Raw genomic sequence first — 18,769 nt, forward strand, 5'->3', positions numbered from 1 at the left:
AATCACGATCATGGATGATTGAAATCGCTGCACTGCGCGGACAATCGTTAGAACCATGGCAAGCCCAAACCCTGCGCCGCTGGCGAGCTACATTGACCTGTTGCTGGACGCCGTTTGCGCGGTCGACAAACAGGGCCGTTTCGTTTTTGTCAGCGCTGCCTGCGAGCGGATTTTCGGCTACACGCCTGACGAACTGATCGGCCGCTCCATGATCGAGCTGGTGCACCCGGCCGATCGCCAGCGCACCCTTGCGGCCGCGGGCGAAATCATGGGCGGCGACCCGAAGCACAATTTCGAGAACCGCTACCTGCGCAAGGACGGCAGCGTCGCGCACATTTCCTGGTCGGCGCGCTGGTCGGAAGTCGATCAACTGCGCATCGCCGTCGCCCGCGATATCACCGAGCGCAAGCAGGCCGAGTCGCGGCAAGCGGCGTTGTACGCGATTTCCGAAGCGGCGCACGCGGCGGAAGATTTGCTGGCGCTGTTCAAACGCATCCATCTGCTGATTGGCGAGTGGCTGCCGGCGCTGAATTTTTCCGTGGCGCTGTACGACGAACACTGCGCGCAGCTGAATTTTCCCTATCACGTCGACGATCACGAATTGCAGCCCGAGCAGCCCGGCACCGTCATCGGACGGCTCTGCGCGCAAGTGATCCGCAGCGGCCAGCCAATGTTGCTGACGCCGGACAGCGCCGATGCCACGCCCGATTTTGCTGAGCTGGTGGCGGAACAAAACGCGCCTTGCTGGCTCGGTGTACCACTGAACTCAAAAAACGGCACCATCGGCGCCTTGATCGTCAAAAGCCTCGCTGGCGGCGAACGCTACACCGAGCAGGACAAGGAACTGCTGCAATATGTCTGTGCACAAGTCGCCACGGCCATCGAGCGCCAGCAACTGCACGCGCGGCTCAAGCGCATGGCGCAATACGATCAACTGACGCAACTGCCCAATCGCGAACTGCTCCGTGATCGGCTCAGGGCTGCGCTGGCCGATGCGCGAACCCTGCACGGCCACATGGCGCTGCTGTATGTCGATCTGGATCGCTTCAAACAGGTCAACGACACCCATGGCCATGCCGTCGGTGACATGCTCCTGCAAACCGTGGCCAACCGGCTGAAAGGCTGCGTGCGTGAAACCGACACGGTGGCGCGTATCGGTGGCGATGAATTCGTCGTGCTGCTGCACAGCGTGCATGCCGCCGACGATCCCGACAGCGTCGCCAGAAAAATCCGACAGGTGCTGGCGCAGCCCATGCGCCTCGACGGGCATGACTTGTGGATCGAATCGAGCATCGGCGTGGCGCGCTTTCCTGAACACGGCGAAGAAGAACAGCAACTGTTTCGGCATGCCGATCAAGCCATGTATGCGGCCAAACGCCTGAATCATCGGGCCTTGGGCAGCTGAAGCGAGCGCGCCGTTCGTCGCGGTTCAGGCAGATTTTCTAAACCTTTGACCGCTAAAGCATTCCTAACTGAGGCGGACAATTGTCCGCCGCGACATTTGAGCAGCGGGCGAATCACGGCCCGTTTGAATTTTCCACGAAGGAGGGCGCGACCATGAGCCGGATGGCCACCCGTTTACGTAACGTCAGTTTTGCAACCCTGCTGGGCCTGTGCGTCAGCAGTGCGTTCGCCCAGTCGCCTGCCGAATTCATCAACGATGCCTCTGCCAAAGGCATGGCCGACATCGAAGCCAGCCGTCAGGCCCACGGCAAGACCGAATCGAAAGAGGTCAAGGATTACACCATCGTTGTGATCAACGACCGCACCACGGCCAACCAGCATTTGGCGAAAATCGCCAAGAAACTCGACCTGCCGGTTGCCCCCCGCGAAGAACTCGCCGACAAGGCCAAGGAGCTGATGCCGGAAGTGAAGGACGGCTCCACATTCGATCAGGCCTACGCTGCCAGTCAGGTCAAGGCGACCGAAGAGGCCATTACCCAGATCGAGCAACAGGCACAGACCACCGACGTGCCGGAAATCAAAGCGTTTGCCGATGAGACTTTGCCGAAACTGCAAAGCCATCTGGAGAAAGCTCGAGCGTTGCAGGCCAGTCGCTAACTTCGCCTTGTTGTTGCAGCGCGAGCGAAACCTTCAGTTGAAATGCGATGCTTACCCTGTGGGAGCGAGCCTGCTCGCGAAAGCGGTGTGTCAGTCAATGATGTTTTGACTGACCCTGCGTCTTCGCGAGCAGGCTCGCTCCCACAGGCTGTGTTTACTTGCTCAGCACTCATTCAAATCCTGTTTTGGCTTGCTCTTGTCGCCAAGCCCCTCAAGATCAAACACCTGATTCTCACCCAGCGCGCGGTAATGCCGGCGCAGCGCTTCGAGCTGCTTCAGATCCAGCGCCTCCAGCCCGAGCATCGCGTTCTGCGCTTCCTTGTTCACTCGCAACAGCTCATCGAGTTTCAAATGCAGAATGTCGGTATCGCGGTTCTGCGTGTTCTGAATCAGGAATACCATCAGGAACGTGATGATCGTCGTCGAGGTATTGATGATCAGCTGCCACGTGTCGTTGTAACCAAAAATCGGCCCGCTCAACCCCCACAGCCCGATCAGAATCAACGCCCCCATGAACGTTTTCGGGCTACCGGCCCACAGGGCAAGTTTCTGGGCAATCTTTGCGAATTTCATGATGGAAGTCCTTGTTTTGGGAGCTTGAAATTCAGACATCGGTGTTGTGCTGAAAATTCTAATTACAAATAACCGGGCGGGACGCCGGAGGCGAGGCGAGCTCATCGGCCTTATCGCTGTATGGTATGGGCAGCTGCACTTCCCGGTTTCAAGCCATGCCCCGACAGGAGAACGCAATGAGTTGGTCTGCCAAGCAATACGTCGCTTTCGAAGATGAACGCACCCGCCCGGCCCGTGATCTGTTGGCGGCGATACCCACCGCGCAGGCCCGGGCGGTGGTGGACATTGGTTGCGGACCGGGCAATTCCACCGAATTGCTGGTGCAGCGTTTTCCCGAGGCGAGCGTCAGTGGCCTCGACAGTTCGGCGGACATGATTGCCGCCGCGCGCAAGCGCTTGCCTGACGTGCAGTTTCAGGTGGCCGAGGTCGACAAATGGGCTGACCAGGGGCCGTTCGATGTGATCTTCGCCAATGCGGTGCTGCAATGGGTGCCTGATCACGCTTCGTTGCTGCCAGCCCTGGCGAGCAAGCTTTCAGATGGTGGCAGCCTGGCGATTCAAATGCCGGACAACCTCAACGAACCGTCCCACCGCTTGATGCGTGAAGTCGCCGCCAATGGGCCGTGGGCGAGCAAGCTCGCAGACGCTGCCGGGCAGCGTACCGACATGGCCAGTGCCAGTGAGTATTTTTCAATGCTGCGGCCGCACTGCGCGCGGGTCGATGTGTGGCGCACCACCTATCACCATCAACTTCGCGATGGTGCAGCGGGGGTGGTGGAGTGGTTCAAGGGTAGCGGGTTGATTCCATTCCTGAGCCCATTGACCGAGGAGGAGCGGGCGCAGTATCTGCAGCGGTATCTGGCGGAGGTTGCCAAAGCTTATCCGGCCTTGGCTGACGGCTCGGTGCTGTTGCCGTTTCCACGCTTGTTTATTGTTGCAACCCGCTGAAAATATTCATTCGCCTAGCTCGTTTTTTATCGCGAGTTCGACGCATTGGTTCAGGTCGGCGTAACTCGCAAGAACAACCCGATCGGTCCCCTCTCCCTCGGGAGAGGGTTAGGGTGAGGGGCTCGCTGGGGCAGTGATCGGGTTTAGCAGCCCGGCCAGGATTGATCAACGGTTGCACATGTGCCTTCCAGTCAGGCTTCGCCTGCACTTGATGGTGGCTGTGCGCATGGCACCCTCGGGTGCGCCGGGTTTTGGACTTCCTACCGGTCTGCTAACTTGCGTACAGCTGCCACCCTTTCGTATAGCAGCGGGATGGTTGCAGTTACCACTACAGGAAGATTCCATGTTCAAGGTAACGCCAAATCCGCCGGAAACCGATCCGGCTTCTCCGTACGAGTCCCTCGATTCGAAAAAACTCCACGAAGCCGCCGAACGCGCTCTCGACCACTATCTCATCCCGCCGCAAACCAGCTCACCGCCATACCAGGCCAGCAGCATGTTCATGGTCAATCCAGGCACCGACACCGAGTCGCTATTGGTCAACGCCAGCGAATCCCTCGGCTCGGCCAGCGTCATGCTCGGCGATTTCGCCGCCTTGCTCGACGGCAGCCAGCGCAAAACCCTGCTCGGCATCGCCCAGGTCGTCATGCTGGGCGAGCTGGCGGTGAATCAGGTGCTGGATCATGTGGTGCCGGTCGGTTAGCCGGCGCTGATTTCCGGGCAAAAAAAACCGGTCGTTGCGACCGGTTTTGCATGCGATAGTTTTCTTCAGACACTGGCGAGCAGGCATTCATAAGGAATACGCAAGCCATCGTGCAGACGTTTGATCATTGCCAGACTCAGCTTGCGCTTGCGGTTCAATACTTCCGAAACACGGCCACTGGTGCCAATAAAGGGCTCGAGATCCCGCGGCGTCAAGCCTTGCTGATCCATACGAAACTTGATGGCTTCAATGGGATCAGAGGGCGGCATCGGAAAATGCTGCTCCTCATACTTTTCAATCAGCAGAGCGAGAATTTCCAACTCATCGCCCTCTGGCGAGTCGATTTCTGCACCCCACAGCTGTTCCATGCGCAGCAATGCTGCGCTCAGGTCTTCCGGGCTACGAATGGGTTTGATGTTCATTAAACGGTCTCCGCGTTGATCTGGTCGTATTGAGCGTGGGTCCCAACGAAGCGGATAAAACCAAGTTGCCGTTGGTAGTCGATCGCCAGAATCACTCGATATTTATTCCCGCCGATATTGAATACCACCCTGGCTCCCTTGAGGACACTAGCCGTTCGCAGCTCAGCTTTAACCTCTTGCGGAGTTCGATAAATCGCCTTATCCATATGGCGGTACCATTCAACGAGAGGTGTCTGAGCATCAGCATGAGCTGGTGTGCTTTCCCAAAATTGTCTTAGCGTCGCTCTTGCAATTATCCGCATCCATGCCTCCTCCCGATATGGGAGATACTAGTCGTTACTGAGTGGAGGGGCAATCTTGAATGTGCTTTGTGAACGGGCGTTCAACATTGAATTGCAAAGCATGTATGGGTCATATGAATTTTCTTGCAATGGTTCATAAAAGATCCGTAATTCAGCATAACGATCCACAATGGCTCCATAAAGACCAATTAAGCCTTGAAGGGTTTGCCACGTCATTCATGCATTTGCTTCACTCGCCGGCTGAGATCGCTAGAAATGTCGGAGAAAACGCCAAAATCCTGCGGCTCTCCAAAAACCTTTCCCGCAAGACGCTCGCAGAAAAGGCGGGGGGTTCCGAATCCACCATCAAGCGATTCGAAGCGACCGGGCTCGTGACGTTGGAGGCTTTGATCCTGATAGCCACTGCGCTTGATGAACTCAACGCTGTGACCAAGCTGTTCAAACCAGAGCAACCGAGCTCGCTGGATGAGCTGAAGAATGCCAGACGCAAGAGAGGGATGCGCTGATGATCAAGCCTTTCAAACACACAGAAGTGCTGAATGTTTTGAAAGAGGGTGCCAAGGTTGGTGAGCTGATCAAAGTCGCGGGCCGCTGACTTCGGTGGCCGCACTCCCGGCACGCCTACGCGCAAGCGAATCATGGAGATCTGCAAGGATTACAAATACCTCAAGGCCGAGGAATACATCGAGCAGACTCTCGCAGCGCTCGCCGACTGGAAGAAAGTATTCACTCGATTGAATGTCCCGCACAAAGCCGGGGAACCGATCTTCAATGTACTGGCGAGGCTGCATCAGGATTTCGAGAAGTAATCCGGGGAGGAGGGGCTCAGCGATCTTCTGGAAGTCTTCACCGCCAACACGCTTCAACTTCCAGACACAAAAAAACCGGCCATCAAGGCCGGTTTTTCATTTCTGCATCCCCCGTCGGACAACACAACGCGAGATCAATATTCGGTGGAGCGGGTAGAGGGAATCGAACCCTCATCTAAAGCTTGGGAAGCTTTCGTTCTACCACTAAACTATACCCGCTCAGAGCGGCTGACTTTGTACCAGACTCGGCCACGGATTTGAAGTTTTCTTTTCTCTGCGAGGGCTTTGCCACGCAGAAAACGGTCGATCGCGAGCAAGGGCTGCGCCGGTGCAACAGGCACTTCAAGCTTGCAGCCTTGCCCGCGATGACGCTGTTTCAAATGGCCAAAGCATGTTGATCCTGCACAAACGAGTAGCGCGTTCGGCTGGCTTGCGGCGCAGGTTTCAGAAAGCCGAGCAGGGCGTTCTGGCTGTCGCGGCAGGCGGCCTTGTGCTCCATGTCGAGAAAGTGTCCGGTGGCTTGCAGGGTGGTGAAGCTGCTGTGGGCAACGTGATTGCCGAACAGTCGCGCATCCTCGGCGGCGGTGTATTCGTCCCATTCGCCGTTGAGAAACAGCACCGGCACGTTGATCTTTTTCGCCGCATTCAGATAGCACTGGCGATCGCTGTGCAGCACGTCGTTGATATGAAAATGCATCTGTCCGTATTCATGCTCGGCGAGACTGCTGACGTGGCGGTAGTTGAAACGCTTGAACAGCGACGGCAGGTGTTTGCCGATGGTGTTGTTGACCAGATGGCCGACCCGATCGCCGTCGCGGCTGCCGAGGTAATCGACGCCGCGCTCAAGGTAATCGAGCATGTGCGCATTGATCACCGGGGAGAACGAGCTGATCACGGCTTTTTCGATGCGCCGGGGCCGCTGGGCGAGGGCGACCAGAGTGGCGGCGCCGCCCCAGGAGAACGACAGCACGTGTTCGGCGGCGAAGTGGTCGATCAGCTCCAGCAGAATCTGCCCTTCGACTTCCTTCGTCAGATGTTTCTCATGCCGGTTGTGGGCTTTTGACCGACCCGCGTAGGGCTGGTCGTAGCAGACCACGTTGAATTGCGGGTGCAGGTTTTTCACGGTCTGTGCAAACGACGCAGTCGTGGCCATCGAGCCGTTGACCAGAATGATGGTCTTTTCTGCGGCGTCTGCGCGATAGAACTCCGTGTAAACCCGATACTGACCCTGTATATCCAGCACAGCGATTTCTGGCCTCATGTCATAAGACTCCTGGCAAGCAAGCGGGTATGCGCGCAATCGAGAATGCACGAGCTTTGTGACAGGTAGGCATACGCCTGAAATTTGCTGGCCCATGTCGATCCGGTACGGCAGGTCGACGGGTGTTGTTATTGGCGGGCAGATTGCCGGCTGAGGCGCAGCCCTTGAGGGCAGACGACCGACAAAAAGTTTCTTGGAAGTATGTGGTGACTCATCGGTCACATTTCGGCCGACGTCCTGATTCAAGCAGGGGACTCAGGATCACGCAAGTGCCGTCGGCGAATTGTTCGACAACTTCGGCTGAGCGGTCGCCGGCTTAGAACAAATGAATCTCTTCGGTGCGCAAAGCGCGGTACTCGCCCGGTTTTAGCGCGTGATCGAGGGTCAGTTCGCCGATGGATTCGCGGTGCAGGCGCAGGACTTTGTTGTTGAAGAACCCAAACATGCGCTTGACCTGATGGTAGCGGCCTTCAACGATGCTCAGCCGTGCCGAGCGTGGGCCGAGCAGCTTAAGCTGTGCCGGTTGCGTGGTCAGATCTTCGAAAGCGAAGTAGATGCCCTCGGCAAATTTCAGCGCGTAGCTCGGGTCGATGTCCTGTTCGGTTTCGACGTAATAGACCTTCGGCAGTTTGGTTTGCGGCTGCGTCAGGCGCCGCGACCAGGCGCCGTCATTGGTGATCAGCATCAGCCCGGTGGTGTTGAAATCCAGACGCCCGGCGATGTGCAGATCGTCCTTGTGCGGTTCATCGAGCAGGTCGAACACGGTCGCATGCTGCGGATCGCGGGTGGCGCTGACGCAACCCGGCGGTTTGTGCAGCATGAAATAGCGCGCCGGTTTACCGCTCTGCAGCACCTCATCGTCGACTTCGACCCGGCTGAATTCCAGCACCTCACTGTGCGGGTCGCTGACGACTTTTCCGTCAATCCGCACGCGCTTTTCCACCAGCAACAGGCGCACCTGCTGACGGTTGTAGCGGGGCAGATTGCTGAGGAAGCGGTCGACGCGCATGGTCAGAATTCAACGGACAAAGGGCCGCGCATCTTACGGGATCGGCCGCCGGTCTGCTTGCAACTGCGCTTCGACCTGGGCGCAACGCGGGCACAGGCAGGCTTGATTGCGCAACTCGGCCGGCAGCGCTTCGAGCACTGCAGGGTCGATGGTCACGCCGTAGCACCAGCATTCGCGGTCGGCGGTGCGCGGGTCGGCGAGGCTGCAATCGTTGCGGGCGCCGCAGGCCGGGCATTGGTCGGGTTTGACGTCGTTATCAGGCATAGGTCGAGTGCGGCATTTCCATGCAGGTGCGGTTGCGCCCGGTTTGCTTGGCGCGGTACATCGCATGATCGGCCCGCGACAGCAGAGTGTGCAAGGTGTCATCGTGTTGCACGGTGGTGGCGCCGATGCTCACGGTCAGATGCAGGCTGTGGCCATCGTAGGCATATTCGTGTTGCTCGACGTGCTGACGGATTTTCTCGGCGATTTTCTGCGCGGTCTCGCCGTCGGTGTCTTTCAACAGAACGATGAACTCTTCACCGCCCCAGCGGCAGACGATATCGGCGTGACGCAGGCAACTTTGCAGGTCGCGGGCGAAACCGATCAATACCTGGTCGCCAGCCATGTGCCCGTAGGTGTCGTTCAAGGCTTTGAAGTGGTCGAGGTCGAGCAGCAACGCGGTCAGCGGCTTGGTTTCCCGCTGGGCCTCGTGCAGCGCTTGCGCAGCGAGGATGTCGAAGCCGCGTCGGTTCGGCAGTTCGGTCAGACTGTCGAGGGTGGCGTGCGCCTGGATCTTCGCCTGGAAGCGCTTGATCACCCGATTGAGCAGCGCCAGTACGATCAACGTCACCAACAGGCAGATCAGCAGATTGAGATACAGCGACTGGCGGATCTCGCTCAGCGCGCCGTCTTCGCGTTTATCGACGAACAGGTACCAGTTCAACTCGGGGATAAACCGCACGTTGAGAAAATGTCCCTGGCCGTGGGTGGAGTATTCGTAGCTGCCGCTGTGCGGCTTGGGCAACTGGCTGACCAGACCTTTCATGCTCTCCAGTTCGCCAAGACTCTGGCCGATGTGCGCGCCTTCCGGACCACCCTCGGCACCGGTCAATACGAGGCGGCCGAAGGTGTCGACGAAGTACACGCTGCGTTGATAGCGCTGTTGATACTTGTCGATCAGCTTGATCACCGCGTCCACGGTCAGGCCCACGCCCGCGGCGCCGATGAAGCGGTTGTGGTAGTCGTAGACCTTGTAGTTGATGAAGAACGTCAGGTTGTCCTTGTTGGCCAGATCCGGGTCGACGTTGATCTCGTACGGGTCCTGCATGTCGCGCACGCGGAAGTACCAGGTGTCGCGCGGCTCATCGACTTTGACCTGTTTGAGCACGCCTTTGGCGTGGTAGTAGGTGAGCGTGGCATTGGAAACGAAGAACGCCGTGTAGGCGCCGTAATGGGTCATGACCTCGTCGAGATAGCGGGTCATCTGCTCGGGATTCTGCTCGCCGTTGACCACCCAGTCGCGCATGAACGTGTCACGGGACATCATCGAGGAAATCAGGATCGGCCGGACCAGATCTTTCTGGATTTCCGAATAGACCGTGTCGGAGGTCAGTGGCAGTTCAGTGTTGACGATGTTGTCGCGGATCGACTCGCGGGAAGCGAAATAGCTCAACAGCGAGGTGGCGAGAAACCCGGCGCCGAGCAGGGCGACCAACGTGAGCACCAGTGAACGTTGCGAGTACAAGGGAGAACGAAGCGGCATGGCAGATCCGTTGGCAGTGGCCCGATGGGATGCATTCTAGTGGCACTGCGCGCAAATAACTGCTCCCTGTGCGGCGTGAATGGTCGTTCCTTTATCCGGGGGTGGTGCGCCAGAACCTGTGGGAGCGAGCCTGCTCGCGAAAGCGGTGGGTCAGCCACATCAATGTTGAATGACATACCGCATTCGCGAGCAGGCTCGCTCCCACAGGTCGACAGATTCAGGCCAAGGTTTTGAGGTACGCCCGCCATCCCCCCAAATGACTGATATCCACCGCACCCTCCAGGCCATACGGCTCGCAGATAAACCCGCTCTCCCAGCGCCCATCCGCCAGTTGCACCTTGCCCAGTCCCAGCGGCGCCGGAATTCCGGTGAGAAACGAGCCCAGCTCGCTGCTCGGCAACTCCCAGACCTCCACGGCAATCGCCACGCCGCCGTCCTTGACCCGTACCATGCCCGGGCGAAATGGCGGGCCGCCGGCGAGGGCGTGCAGTCGATAGTCCGGCGAACTGAACGTGGTTTCCAGCAAGCGCCCGCCACGCTGGGTCAGTTGCCAGTTCAACGCCAGCCCTTGCAGGTGCGCGCCACACACCACCAATCGAGCGCGGTCGTTGCGCGCAGCGTTCGCCGGAGCTGGCAGGGCACTGTCCTGCTGGCGCTGCAAGGCATCCGCCACGCCCAACAGGTATTGATCGGTAAACACCCGCCCGAACAACGTCACGCCCCACGGCAAACCGTTGCTCATGAACGCGGTCGGCACGGCGACGGCGGCGTAGTCGAGCAGGTTCATGAAGTTGGTGTAATAACCGAGTTCGGAATTGCGCAGCACCGGCTCGGCCGCAAGCTCGGCCAGGGTCACTGGACGGCCGATGGTCGGCGTCAGCACGCAGTCGAGATTTTCCAGGGCCTCGTCGCAGAGGGCCTTCAGCGCCTGCAATCGATATTGCGCGCGAAAGGTCTGCACGCCAGTCACTGCCGGTGCCTTGGCCAGCACCGCTCGGATCACCGGCAGCACCGCTTCGGGATTCTGCTCCAGCAGCTCACCGGCGACGCTGTAACGCTCGGCGACCCACGGCCCGTCGTAGAGCAGACGCGCTGCTTCGAGAAACGGCGACAGATCGAATTCGACTGCCTCGCCGCCCAAAGCCTTGAGCCGTTCGATGGCCGCTGCGAACAACTGTGGCCCCTCGTTGCAGCCGAAAAATTCAAGGTCCTGCGCCCGTGGCACGCCGAAGCGAAACGGCCGTGGCGCGCCAAATGCCGAGCCGTCATTCCAGGCCGGATTGCCTCGGCTGTACTCATCGCGAGGATCGTGTCTGGCCGTCAACGCCAGCAACTGACTGGCCTCACGGGCGGTCGCGGTGAAGGTGGTTACGCAGTCCAGCGTGCGGCACGCCGGCAGCACGCCAGCGGTGGAAATCAGGCCTTTGCTCGCCTTCAATCCCACCAGATTATTCAGCGCCGCCGGCACTCGCCCGGAACCGGCGGTGTCAGTGCCCAAGGCAAAACTCGCCACACCCAGCGCTACCGCCAGCGATGAACCCGCACTGGAACCGCCGGACGGATACTCCGCCAGCACGCTGTTCGGGCACGCACCATAAGGCGAGCGGCTGCCATTGAGGCCGGTGGCGAACTGATCGAGATTGGTCTTGCCCAGCGGAATCGCCCCCAGCGCCAACAGTTGCTCGACGATGGTCGCCGACTGCTGCGGCACATAGGCAAACGCCGGGCACGCGGCTGTGGTGGGAATGCCGGCCAGATCGATGTTGTCCTTGATCGCGAATGGCACGCCATACAGCGGCAGACTGTCGAGGTCACGACCGTCGAGGGCGGCGAGGTATGGCTCCAGTTCATCGACGCTGAGCAAGTGGATGAACGAGTGATAGTCGAGATTCAGCGCAGCGGCTTTTTCGCGCAGTTGCAGCAGCAGCTGGCGCGGTGTGGTGTCGCCATTGCGGTAGGCCTGGCGCAGTGCATCGAGTTGCAGATTCATCGGTTGATCCTTATAAAAAATGGCTTCAGTCGAGTTCCAGCACCACCACCCGTTGTCCGGCGCGCACCGCCGAACCGGGTTGCACGCGGATCTCTCGCACCACACCGGCCAGCGGCGCGAGCACAGGGATTTCCATCTTCATCGACTCGAGAATCACCAGCACATCGCCCGCCGCGACACGCTGGCCGGCCTCGACCTGCACCTGCCAGAGATTGCCGGCGATGTGGCTGTCGACGCTGTGTTCACCGTTTTCCAGTGGTGCTTCTTCGCTGGCGTCAGGCACGGCTTCTTCGCTGTCGAAATGCGCCTGGCCGCTGGCGATCCAGCGCTCGCGTTCAGCTTTGAACGCGCCCTGTTGCTGCGCACGGAAAGCGCTGATGCCCGCGGCTTGCTGACTGAGAAATGCCTGATAGTCGGCGAGGTTGAGCTGGCTGTGTTCGATGTTCAGATCGAAGCGCCCCAACGGGAAATCGCGGCGAATGCGCAGCAGTTCTTCGGCGCTGACCGGGTAGAAGCGGATCTGATCGAAGAAGCGCAGCAGCCACGGTTTGCCGTCGAACGCGGCGACTTCGCGATAGCGATTCCACATCTGCAGGGTGCGCCCGACAAACTGATAACCGCCCGGGCCTTCCATGCCGTACACGCACATGTAGGCGCCGCCGATGCCGACCGAATTTTCGGCCGTCCAGGTACGTGCCGGGTTGTACTTGGTGGTCACCAGACGATGACGCGGGTCGAGCGGCGTGGCCACCGGCGCGCCGAGATAGACGTCGCCAAGGCCCATCACCAGATAGCTCGCATCGAACACCGTGCGCTGCACTTCGTCGAGATTTGGCAGGTCGTTGATGCGCCGGATGAACTCCAGATTGCTCGGGCACCACGGCGCGTCCTTGCGCACGGTGGTCATGTATTTCTCGATCGCCAACTGACAGGCCGGGTCGTCCCACGACAGCGGCAAGTGCACGATGCGCGAAGGCACCTGCAAGTCCTTGGCGGCGCACACCGCGTCCCATTCGCCAGCGATGGTGCCGAGCAGATCGGCCAGCGGCAGTTGCTCGGGCTGGTAGTGCACTTGCAGCGAGCGAATGCCCGGGGTGAGGTCGATCACGCCATGCAGGGCTTGGCTTTCCAGCGCCTGCATCAGCGCGTGGGCGCGAAAGCGCAGGACCAGATCAAGCTCCGGCGCGCCGATTTCCAGCAGTAAATGAGTGTCGCCAGAAACCCTCCCGACAAGCCGCCGATCCCCCTGACCCAACTCAAGAACCACAGGCGACACAATCCCTTGTGGGAGCTGGCTTGCCAGCGATGAAGTTGATGCGGTGTCAGATCGGGCACCATCGCTGGCAAGCCAGCTCCCACAGGGGGCATCCCATTTCAGGGCGAGATTGCGGGCGGTGCCGAGGTCGACGGGGATGAACTGAATTTTATCGCCGGCCTTGAGCTGCCCCAGCTGCCACAGGTCCGCCTCAATCACCGTCACCGGGCAGACAAACCCACCCAGGCTCGGGCCATCCGGGCCGAGAATTACCGGCATGTCGCCAGTGAAGTCCACCGCCCCGATCGCATACGGATTGTCATGGATGTTCGACGGGTGCAGACCCGCTTCACCGCCATCCTCACGCACCCACTCAGGTTTCGGTCCGATCAGGCGCACGCCGGTGCGGCTGGAGTTGAAGTGCACTTCCCACTGGGTCGCGAAGAACGTGGTGATGTAGTTTTCGCTGAAGTATTCCGGCGCGCCGTGCGGACCGTAGATCACCCGGATCTGGCGCACGCTCGGCAGCGCAGTGATGTGCTGTTCGGCCAGTTGCTGGCCGGCGCTGTGGTCGGCCAATGCCGGCACATGCAACACGTCACCGGCCCTCAACGCGCGCCCGCCATGCCCACCGAACTGGCCGAGGGTAAAGGTACTTTTGCTGCCCAGATAATCCGGCACCTGCACGCCGCCGCGCAGGCACAGATAACTGCGCGCGCCGGCGCCGCTGATGCTGCCCAGTTGCAATGTCGCGCCGGCCGGGATCAGCAGCGCGGTGCTCATCGGCACCGGTTCAGCGTCAAGGGTCAAGGCAATCGGCGCGCCGGTCACCGCGACCACCGCGTCACAATTGAAGCGCAGGATCGGCCCGCTCATGGTGATTTCCAGCGCGGCTGCGCCTTGTTCATTGCCGAGCAGGCGATTACCCAGACGCAGTGCTCGGCTGTCCATCGGCCCCGACGGAGGCACGCCGACGGCCCAATAGCCGAGGCGGCCGGGATAGTCCTGCACGCTGGTTTGCGTGCCGGCGCTGAGCACTTCGAAGGTGTTGGCGTGATAGAGCAGATTTTCCAGGCAACGGGTCCACGGCTGGCCGCTGGCGAATGGAGTATCGAGGAGAATCTGCCGCAGGTAATCGCGGTTGGTTTCCACGCCATACAGCAGGCTATCGCCCAGTGCCTGATGGAGTTCGGCGCGAGCCTGTTCGCGGCTCGGCGCCCAAGCGATGAGCTTGGCAATCATCGGGTCGAAATACGGCGGGATTTCCACACCGGCCTCGACCCAGGTATCGATGCGCAACTCAACGCCGTTGGCTGGCGGAAACTGCACAGCGGTCAGCAGGCCCGGGCTCGGCTGGAAATCACGCCCCGGATCTTCCGCGTACAGACGTGCCTGAATCGCATGGCCCTGCGGTTCCAGGCCTTGATACAACTCGTTCAGCGGCGGCAGATCACCGGCGGCCAGCTCGATCATCCAGCGCACCAGGTCCACGTCCCACACCTGCTCGGTGACGCCGTGCTCGACCTGCAAGCGCGTGTTCACTTCGAGAAAATAGAAGCGCTGGGCCGCGCTGTCGAAGACGAATTCGACGGTGCCGGCGCTGCGATAATTCACCGCTTGCGCCAGTTTGATCGCTGCCGCGCACAGCTCATCGGCCATGCCTTCGGGCAGGTTCGGCGCCGGGGTTTCTTCGAGGACTTTCTGGTTGCGCCGCTGCACCGAACAGTCGCGCACACCGAGAGCGATGACTTCACCGCAGCCGTCGCCGAACACCTGCACTTCCAGATGCCGCGCGCGTTCGATGTACTTCTCGATGAACACCCCGGCGTCGCTGAAGTTGTTCTGACCGAGGCGTTTCACCGCTTCGAATGATTCGCTCAATTCACTGGCGCTGCGGCACACGCGCATGCCGATGCCACCACCGCCAGCGGTGCTTTTCAGCATCACCGGGTAGCCGACCTGTTCGGCGGCACTCAGCGCGCAATCGAGGCTGTCGAGCAGGTCGGTGCCTTCGAGCATCGGTACGCCGTGCTGTCTGGCCAATGCGCGAGCAGTGTGCTTGAGGCCGAACACCCGCAATTGCTCCGGCGTCGGCCCGATGAAGGCGATGCCCTGCGCTTCGCAGGCTTCGGCGAACGCTGCGTTTTCCGAGAGAAATCCGTAGCCGGGATGAATCGCCGTGGCGCCGCTTTGTTTGGCGATAGCGAGGATTTTATCGACGGCCAGATACGTCGCGGACGCCGCGCCTTCGCCGAGGCTGTGCGCTTCAGCGGCCTGGGAGATGTGCAGGCTGGCAGCATCGGCTTCTGAATACACGGCGACGCCTTGGGCCTTCAGCACGTTGATCGTGCGCAGGATGCGACAGGCAATCGCGCCACGGTTGGCGATGAGGATTTTTTCGAACATGGCATAACCCCTGAAGGGGGAGCGGGCCGTCCCGCTGTTTTTCGACAGACATCCGGGCCGTCCCGGATGGAAAAAACATCACTCAAACTCACCGCAAACTCCTGTGGGAGCTGGCTTGCCAGCGATGAGGTCGGCACATCCAACATTGTTGGTGACTGAAACACCGCAATCGCTGGCAAGCCAGCTCCCACAGGACTATCAGTGCCTTGAAGGTTTCAGGCACTGCCCGGAACGCGCCTGGCACAGGGCAAAAAGCCAACGGCGTAAACGGCTGATGGTCAGTTCCATACCAGCAACTCCGCCGGGGTCGGGTTGTAGGCATTGCACGGGTTGTTCAACTGCGGGCAGTTGGAAATCAGCACGATGACGTCCATCTCGGCGCGCAAGTCGACGTACTTGCCCGGCGCGGAAATACCGTCCTCGAAAGTCAGCCCGCCGTCCGCCGTCACTGGCACGTTCATGAAGAAATTGATGTTCGGCCCGATGTCGCTCTTGCTCAATCGGCCGTCGTGGGCGCAGGCGCGCAGGTAGTTGTCGCGGCAGCTGTGCATGTAGCGTTTTTCCAGGGCGTAGCGCACGGTGTTGCTCTCTTGCGCGCAGGCGCCGCCGAGGGTGTCGTGGCGCCCGCAAGTGTCGGCAACGATGGTCAGCATCGGCTGGCCGAGGTTGGAATACAGCACGCTGCCGGTGCTCAGGTAGACGCTGTTCTGCCTACGCAAGGTGCGTTGCACGTCGTAGCGTTCCTTCGGGTTGGCGAGGCTGTAAAACAAAGTGTCGACGGCCTGATTGCCTTCCAGATCGAGGATGCGCAGGGTCTGCCCGGCCTTGACTTCCATCAGCCAGGGCTCGCCGGCGGGAATGGTGGCGCGGTAGATCGCGCTGTCGGCTTGCTTGTGCGAAGTGGCAATTGCGAGTGACATGGCAGCGATCCTCAGGCGAACAAACGGTCGGTGTTGATAAAGCCGCGCTCGTTTTCCGGGCGCGAAGTGCGGCAGTGTTCGGCGACGCTGGCGTCGGCGTTCATCCAGCTCAGCTTCAAGGGTTTCGGGGCGTATTCGGGTGACGGGTCCATCGGATGTTGCAGGGCGGTGAGCACCACCAGGGTGTCCATCGGCGCGTACAACTCGATGTAGTCACCTGCCTTCGAATTGCCCTCGACGAAGTGGAAACGCCCGGCCTCATCGACGTTCACGCGGCTGAACAGATTCAGGGTCATCAGCAGGTCGGACAGGCCCAGGCCCCACTTGCCGAGTTCCACCAGCAGGTTGTCGGTGCCGTTGCGAAAGAAGCCGTTGCGCAGTTCCTGATAGCGGCCCTGGCCGTATTTTTCTGCGACCTCTTGCGCGCACAGCACGCCGCCGAGGCTATCGCTCCAGCCGCAGGTGTCGGCGGTGATCGCGGCGAGCACGCGGCCCATGTCCGAGTACAGGCAGTGGCCGGCGGTGAGCTTGGCGGTGTGTTGGCATTTGAGGCTGTCGGGCAGGTTCAGCCGCTCGGTTTTTTCATTGGCATTAAGCAAGGTCAGGCTGGCATTGGCGCCGCCGCGCAGGTCGGTCAGGCGCAGCAATTGGCCGCGCTTGAGCACGAACGAACGGTGGCCGCCGCCCGGCAGCAGTTCTTCAGCGAAGGGTGGGAAGAGTTGGATTGAATCAGTCATTGCAGCAGTCCTCTCAAGCAGTGCGAAGGGTGCCCGCCAGCGGCAGCGGCAGGGCCTCGACGGCGGCGCGCTGGGCGCGGCGGTCGCTGTTCAACGGGATGTCGTAGGTGATGCGTGCGCCATAGGCGCCGGGGGCGTGCGGGTCGAGGCGCACCTTGTCGAACACCAGCAGACGCGTGCCGAGGCTGAAGCCTTCGGACAGGTCGTGGGTGACCATGAACACCGTCAGTTGCGTCTCGCGCCACAGCTCCAGCAGCAGCGCGTGCATGTCTTTGCGAATGCCCGGGTCGAGTGCGCCGAAGGGCTCGTCGAGCAGCAACACGCGCGGCTTCATGATCAGCGCCTGGGCAATCGCCAGCCGTTGCTGCATGCCGCCGGACAGCTGCGCCGGGTATTTGTCCAGCGCATGGCCGAGGCCGACTTTGCTCAGCAGGGCTGCAGCCTGCTCGCGAGCCTCGCGTTTGGCGTTGCCGAACAGCCGGCCAAGCAAGGGCGCGCGCGGCAATTCGAGACCGAGGGCGACGTTGTCGAGCACGCTCAGATGCGGGAACACCGAGTAGCGCTGAAAGACCACGCCACGGCTGGCATCCGGCTCGCTGGCCAAGGGCTGGCCGTCGAGCAGAATCTCCCCGCGACTGGCGCTTTCCTGGCCGAGCAGCAGGCGCAGGAAGGTCGATTTGCCGCAACCGGAGGCGCCGACCAAGGTGCAGAACTCGCCCTCGTTGACGCTCAGGTTCAAGCCTTCCAGCACCACTTGATCGGCGTACTGCTGCCAGACGTTTTTTACTGTGATGAAGCTCATTTCGCCGCTCCCTCATACCAAGGGAAAGCGCGCTGGGTCAGCTGTTTCAGGCCCCAGTCCATCAGCCAGGCGAGCAGGGTGATCCACACCACGTAGGGCAGAATTACGTCCATCGCCAAGTAGCGCCGCACCAGAAAGATCCGGTAGCCGAGGCCGTCGGTGGAGGCGATCGCCTCGGCGGCAATCAGGAACAGCCACGCCGAACCGAGCATCAAGCGCAGCGAGATCAGCAAGCGCGGCAACAGCTGCGGCAAGACCACGCGCAGCATCAGCGTCCAGGTCGAGGCGCCCAGGGTCTGCGCCTTGATCAGCAGTTCGACCGGAATGTCGCGGGCACGCTGTTCCAGATCCCGGGCCAGCGCCGGGGTGATGCCGATGACGATCAGCATGACTTTCGACAACTCGCCCAGCCCGAAGACGATGAACAGAATCGGCAGGATCGCCAGCGGCGGCACCATCGACAGCACCGTCAGCAGCGGCGACAACGGCGCGCCGAACAGCGGCAGGGTGCCCGCCGCAATACCGAGGCAAAGACCTGCCAGCGCCGCGATGCCGAGGCCGATGGCCAAGCGCCGCAGACTCGACGCAGTGTCTTGCCACAACAGGTATTCGCCGGTGCGGCTGTCGGCGTTGAAGGCCAGGCGTTTTACCGCGTCGCTCATCTGCACGGCGCTGGGCAGCAGTTTGTCGTTGGGGTTGTCCGCCAGGCGCTCGGCCGAGCCTGTGAAGTAGGCGAACAGCACCAGCGCGAACGGCAGGATCACCAGCAACAGGCGACTCGGGCGATCGGGGTGGCGATTGATCAGGCGCATGGCCAAATCCTCCGTG

General features: G+C 60.7%; 19 protein-coding genes and 1 tRNA gene. 6 read left to right on the top strand and 14 right to left on the bottom strand.

All coding sequences use genetic code 11. The annotated features are described in order from the left end of the window. Positions 1 to 55: 55 nt before the first annotated feature. Positions 56 to 1,405, top strand: a complete 1,350-nt coding sequence (locus AB4N73_RS01590) for a sensor domain-containing protein (RefSeq protein ID WP_460142856.1) — start codon at positions 56 to 58, stop codon at positions 1,403 to 1,405. A gap of 152 nt (positions 1,406 to 1,557) precedes the next feature. Beyond that, the gene (locus AB4N73_RS01595) at positions 1,558 to 2,061 is read left to right on the top strand and encodes a DUF4142 domain-containing protein (RefSeq protein WP_460142857.1); all 504 of its coding nucleotides are present in this window, start codon (positions 1,558 to 1,560) and stop codon (positions 2,059 to 2,061) included. A gap of 162 nt (positions 2,062 to 2,223) precedes the next feature. Here AB4N73_RS01595 and AB4N73_RS01600 read toward each other — a convergent pair whose 3' ends face one another. After that, positions 2,224 to 2,634 carry a low affinity iron permease family protein gene (locus AB4N73_RS01600; RefSeq protein ID WP_016771301.1) on the bottom strand — a complete coding sequence of 137 codons (411 nt, stop codon included), beginning with the start codon at positions 2,632 to 2,634 and terminating at the stop codon, positions 2,224 to 2,226. A 176-nt stretch (positions 2,635 to 2,810) separates the two neighbouring features. Here AB4N73_RS01600 and tam point away from each other — a divergent pair, with 176 nt between their 5' ends. Together tam and AB4N73_RS01610 are read left to right on the top strand one after the other, a co-directional pair. After that, on the top strand, positions 2,811 to 3,581 hold the full coding sequence (gene tam / locus AB4N73_RS01605) for a trans-aconitate 2-methyltransferase (RefSeq protein WP_236167987.1): 771 nt from the start codon (positions 2,811 to 2,813) through the stop codon (positions 3,579 to 3,581). 343 nt (positions 3,582 to 3,924) lie between these two features. Next, positions 3,925 to 4,284 (top strand): DUF6124 family protein, encoded by a 360-nt coding sequence (locus tag AB4N73_RS01610; protein ID WP_423520404.1) that lies wholly within the window; start codon positions 3,925 to 3,927, stop codon positions 4,282 to 4,284. A gap of 65 nt (positions 4,285 to 4,349) precedes the next feature. On the opposite strand, the gene AB4N73_RS01615 is transcribed toward AB4N73_RS01610, so the two are convergent. Together AB4N73_RS01615 and AB4N73_RS01620 are read right to left on the bottom strand one after the other, a co-directional pair. Further along, complete coding sequence (locus AB4N73_RS01615; RefSeq protein WP_252887440.1) at positions 4,350 to 4,706, bottom strand: helix-turn-helix domain-containing protein; 357 nt, start codon at positions 4,704 to 4,706, stop codon at positions 4,350 to 4,352. Next, positions 4,706 to 5,008, bottom strand: coding sequence for a type II toxin-antitoxin system HigB family toxin (locus AB4N73_RS01620; protein WP_323621116.1), 303 nt, complete (start codon positions 5,006 to 5,008; stop codon positions 4,706 to 4,708). The genes AB4N73_RS01615 and AB4N73_RS01620 overlap by 1 nt, the downstream gene beginning before the upstream one ends. Positions 5,009 to 5,226: 218 nt before the next feature. Here AB4N73_RS01620 and AB4N73_RS01625 point away from each other — a divergent pair, with 218 nt between their 5' ends. After that, on the top strand, positions 5,227 to 5,514 hold the full coding sequence (locus AB4N73_RS01625) for a helix-turn-helix domain-containing protein (protein WP_323621141.1): 288 nt from the start codon (positions 5,227 to 5,229) through the stop codon (positions 5,512 to 5,514). Positions 5,515 to 5,646: 132 nt separating this feature from the next. Beyond that, positions 5,647 to 5,817, top strand: coding sequence for a hypothetical protein (locus AB4N73_RS01630; RefSeq protein WP_252887442.1), 171 nt, complete (start codon positions 5,647 to 5,649; stop codon positions 5,815 to 5,817). 145 nt (positions 5,818 to 5,962) lie between these two features. Here AB4N73_RS01630 and AB4N73_RS01635 read toward each other — a convergent pair. The 11 genes from AB4N73_RS01635 to AB4N73_RS01685 form a co-directional block, all read right to left on the bottom strand. Beyond that, a tRNA-Gly gene (locus AB4N73_RS01635) sits at positions 5,963 to 6,036 on the bottom strand. Between the two features lie 157 nt (positions 6,037 to 6,193). Beyond that, positions 6,194 to 7,078 carry an alpha/beta fold hydrolase gene (locus AB4N73_RS01640; protein ID WP_236167986.1) on the bottom strand — a complete coding sequence of 295 codons (885 nt, stop codon included), beginning with the start codon at positions 7,076 to 7,078 and terminating at the stop codon, positions 6,194 to 6,196. 316 nt (positions 7,079 to 7,394) lie between these two features. Continuing rightward, positions 7,395 to 8,087, bottom strand: a complete 693-nt coding sequence (locus AB4N73_RS01645) for a pseudouridine synthase (protein WP_460142858.1) — start codon at positions 8,085 to 8,087, stop codon at positions 7,395 to 7,397. Between the two features lie 33 nt (positions 8,088 to 8,120). After that, positions 8,121 to 8,351 carry a cysteine-rich CWC family protein gene (locus tag AB4N73_RS01650; protein ID WP_056783484.1) on the bottom strand — a complete coding sequence of 77 codons (231 nt, stop codon included), beginning with the start codon at positions 8,349 to 8,351 and terminating at the stop codon, positions 8,121 to 8,123. Further along, on the bottom strand, positions 8,344 to 9,831 hold the full coding sequence (locus AB4N73_RS01655) for a sensor domain-containing diguanylate cyclase (RefSeq protein WP_460142859.1): 1,488 nt from the start codon (positions 9,829 to 9,831) through the stop codon (positions 8,344 to 8,346). Before AB4N73_RS01655 ends, AB4N73_RS01650 begins: the two co-directional genes overlap by 8 nt. 217 nt (positions 9,832 to 10,048) lie before the next feature. After that, positions 10,049 to 11,821, bottom strand: a complete 1,773-nt coding sequence (gene atzF / locus AB4N73_RS01660) for an allophanate hydrolase (protein ID WP_460142860.1) — start codon at positions 11,819 to 11,821, stop codon at positions 10,049 to 10,051. A gap of 25 nt (positions 11,822 to 11,846) precedes the next feature. After that, a complete protein-coding gene (gene uca / locus AB4N73_RS01665; RefSeq protein WP_460142861.1) occupies positions 11,847 to 15,482 on the bottom strand; it encodes an urea carboxylase in 3,636 nt (1,211 codons plus the stop codon). Positions 15,483 to 15,760: 278 nt separating this feature from the next. After that, positions 15,761 to 16,402, bottom strand: coding sequence for an urea amidolyase associated protein UAAP2 (locus tag AB4N73_RS01670; protein WP_016771291.1), 642 nt, complete (start codon positions 16,400 to 16,402; stop codon positions 15,761 to 15,763). 11 nt (positions 16,403 to 16,413) lie between these two features. After that, positions 16,414 to 17,139, bottom strand: coding sequence for an urea amidolyase associated protein UAAP1 (locus AB4N73_RS01675; protein WP_252868939.1), 726 nt, complete (start codon positions 17,137 to 17,139; stop codon positions 16,414 to 16,416). Positions 17,140 to 17,152: 13 nt separating this feature from the next. After that, the gene (locus AB4N73_RS01680; RefSeq protein WP_252868940.1) at positions 17,153 to 17,941 is read right to left on the bottom strand and encodes an ABC transporter ATP-binding protein; all 789 of its coding nucleotides are present in this window, start codon (positions 17,939 to 17,941) and stop codon (positions 17,153 to 17,155) included. Continuing rightward, positions 17,938 to 18,753 carry an ABC transporter permease gene (locus tag AB4N73_RS01685; RefSeq protein WP_024011982.1) on the bottom strand — a complete coding sequence of 272 codons (816 nt, stop codon included), beginning with the start codon at positions 18,751 to 18,753 and terminating at the stop codon, positions 17,938 to 17,940. Before AB4N73_RS01685 ends, AB4N73_RS01680 begins: the two co-directional genes overlap by 4 nt. Positions 18,754 to 18,769 lie beyond the last annotated feature (16 nt).

The organism is Pseudomonas sp. S3_B08 (assembly GCF_054667725.1).

Coding starts and splice junctions, on each gene's coding strand:
- AB4N73_RS01615 (WP_252887440.1), bottom strand. CDS start 4,706: ATGAACATCAAACCCATTCGTAGCCCGGAAGACCTGAGCGCAGCATTG.
- AB4N73_RS01590 (WP_460142856.1), top strand. CDS start 56: ATGGCAAGCCCAAACCCTGCGCCGCTGGCGAGCTACATTGACCTGTTG.
- AB4N73_RS01650 (WP_056783484.1), bottom strand. CDS start 8,351: ATGCCTGATAACGACGTCAAACCCGACCAATGCCCGGCCTGCGGCGCC.
- tam (WP_236167987.1), top strand. CDS start 2,811: ATGAGTTGGTCTGCCAAGCAATACGTCGCTTTCGAAGATGAACGCACC.
- AB4N73_RS01595 (WP_460142857.1), top strand. CDS start 1,558: ATGAGCCGGATGGCCACCCGTTTACGTAACGTCAGTTTTGCAACCCTG.
- AB4N73_RS01655 (WP_460142859.1), bottom strand. CDS start 9,831: ATGCCGCTTCGTTCTCCCTTGTACTCGCAACGTTCACTGGTGCTCACG.
- AB4N73_RS01620 (WP_323621116.1), bottom strand. CDS start 5,008: ATGCGGATAATTGCAAGAGCGACGCTAAGACAATTTTGGGAAAGCACA.
- AB4N73_RS01610 (WP_423520404.1), top strand. CDS start 3,925: ATGTTCAAGGTAACGCCAAATCCGCCGGAAACCGATCCGGCTTCTCCG.
- atzF (WP_460142860.1), bottom strand. CDS start 11,821: ATGAATCTGCAACTCGATGCACTGCGCCAGGCCTACCGCAATGGCGAC.
- AB4N73_RS01640 (WP_236167986.1), bottom strand. CDS start 7,078: ATGAGGCCAGAAATCGCTGTGCTGGATATACAGGGTCAGTATCGGGTT.
- AB4N73_RS01670 (WP_016771291.1), bottom strand. CDS start 16,402: ATGTCACTCGCAATTGCCACTTCGCACAAGCAAGCCGACAGCGCGATC.
- AB4N73_RS01685 (WP_024011982.1), bottom strand. CDS start 18,753: ATGCGCCTGATCAATCGCCACCCCGATCGCCCGAGTCGCCTGTTGCTG.
- AB4N73_RS01675 (WP_252868939.1), bottom strand. CDS start 17,139: ATGACTGATTCAATCCAACTCTTCCCACCCTTCGCTGAAGAACTGCTG.
- AB4N73_RS01625 (WP_323621141.1), top strand. CDS start 5,227: ATGCATTTGCTTCACTCGCCGGCTGAGATCGCTAGAAATGTCGGAGAA.
- uca (WP_460142861.1), bottom strand. CDS start 15,482: ATGTTCGAAAAAATCCTCATCGCCAACCGTGGCGCGATTGCCTGTCGC.
- AB4N73_RS01600 (WP_016771301.1), bottom strand. CDS start 2,634: ATGAAATTCGCAAAGATTGCCCAGAAACTTGCCCTGTGGGCCGGTAGC.
- AB4N73_RS01630 (WP_252887442.1), top strand. CDS start 5,647: ATGGAGATCTGCAAGGATTACAAATACCTCAAGGCCGAGGAATACATC.
- AB4N73_RS01645 (WP_460142858.1), bottom strand. CDS start 8,087: ATGCGCGTCGACCGCTTCCTCAGCAATCTGCCCCGCTACAACCGTCAG.
- AB4N73_RS01680 (WP_252868940.1), bottom strand. CDS start 17,941: ATGAGCTTCATCACAGTAAAAAACGTCTGGCAGCAGTACGCCGATCAA.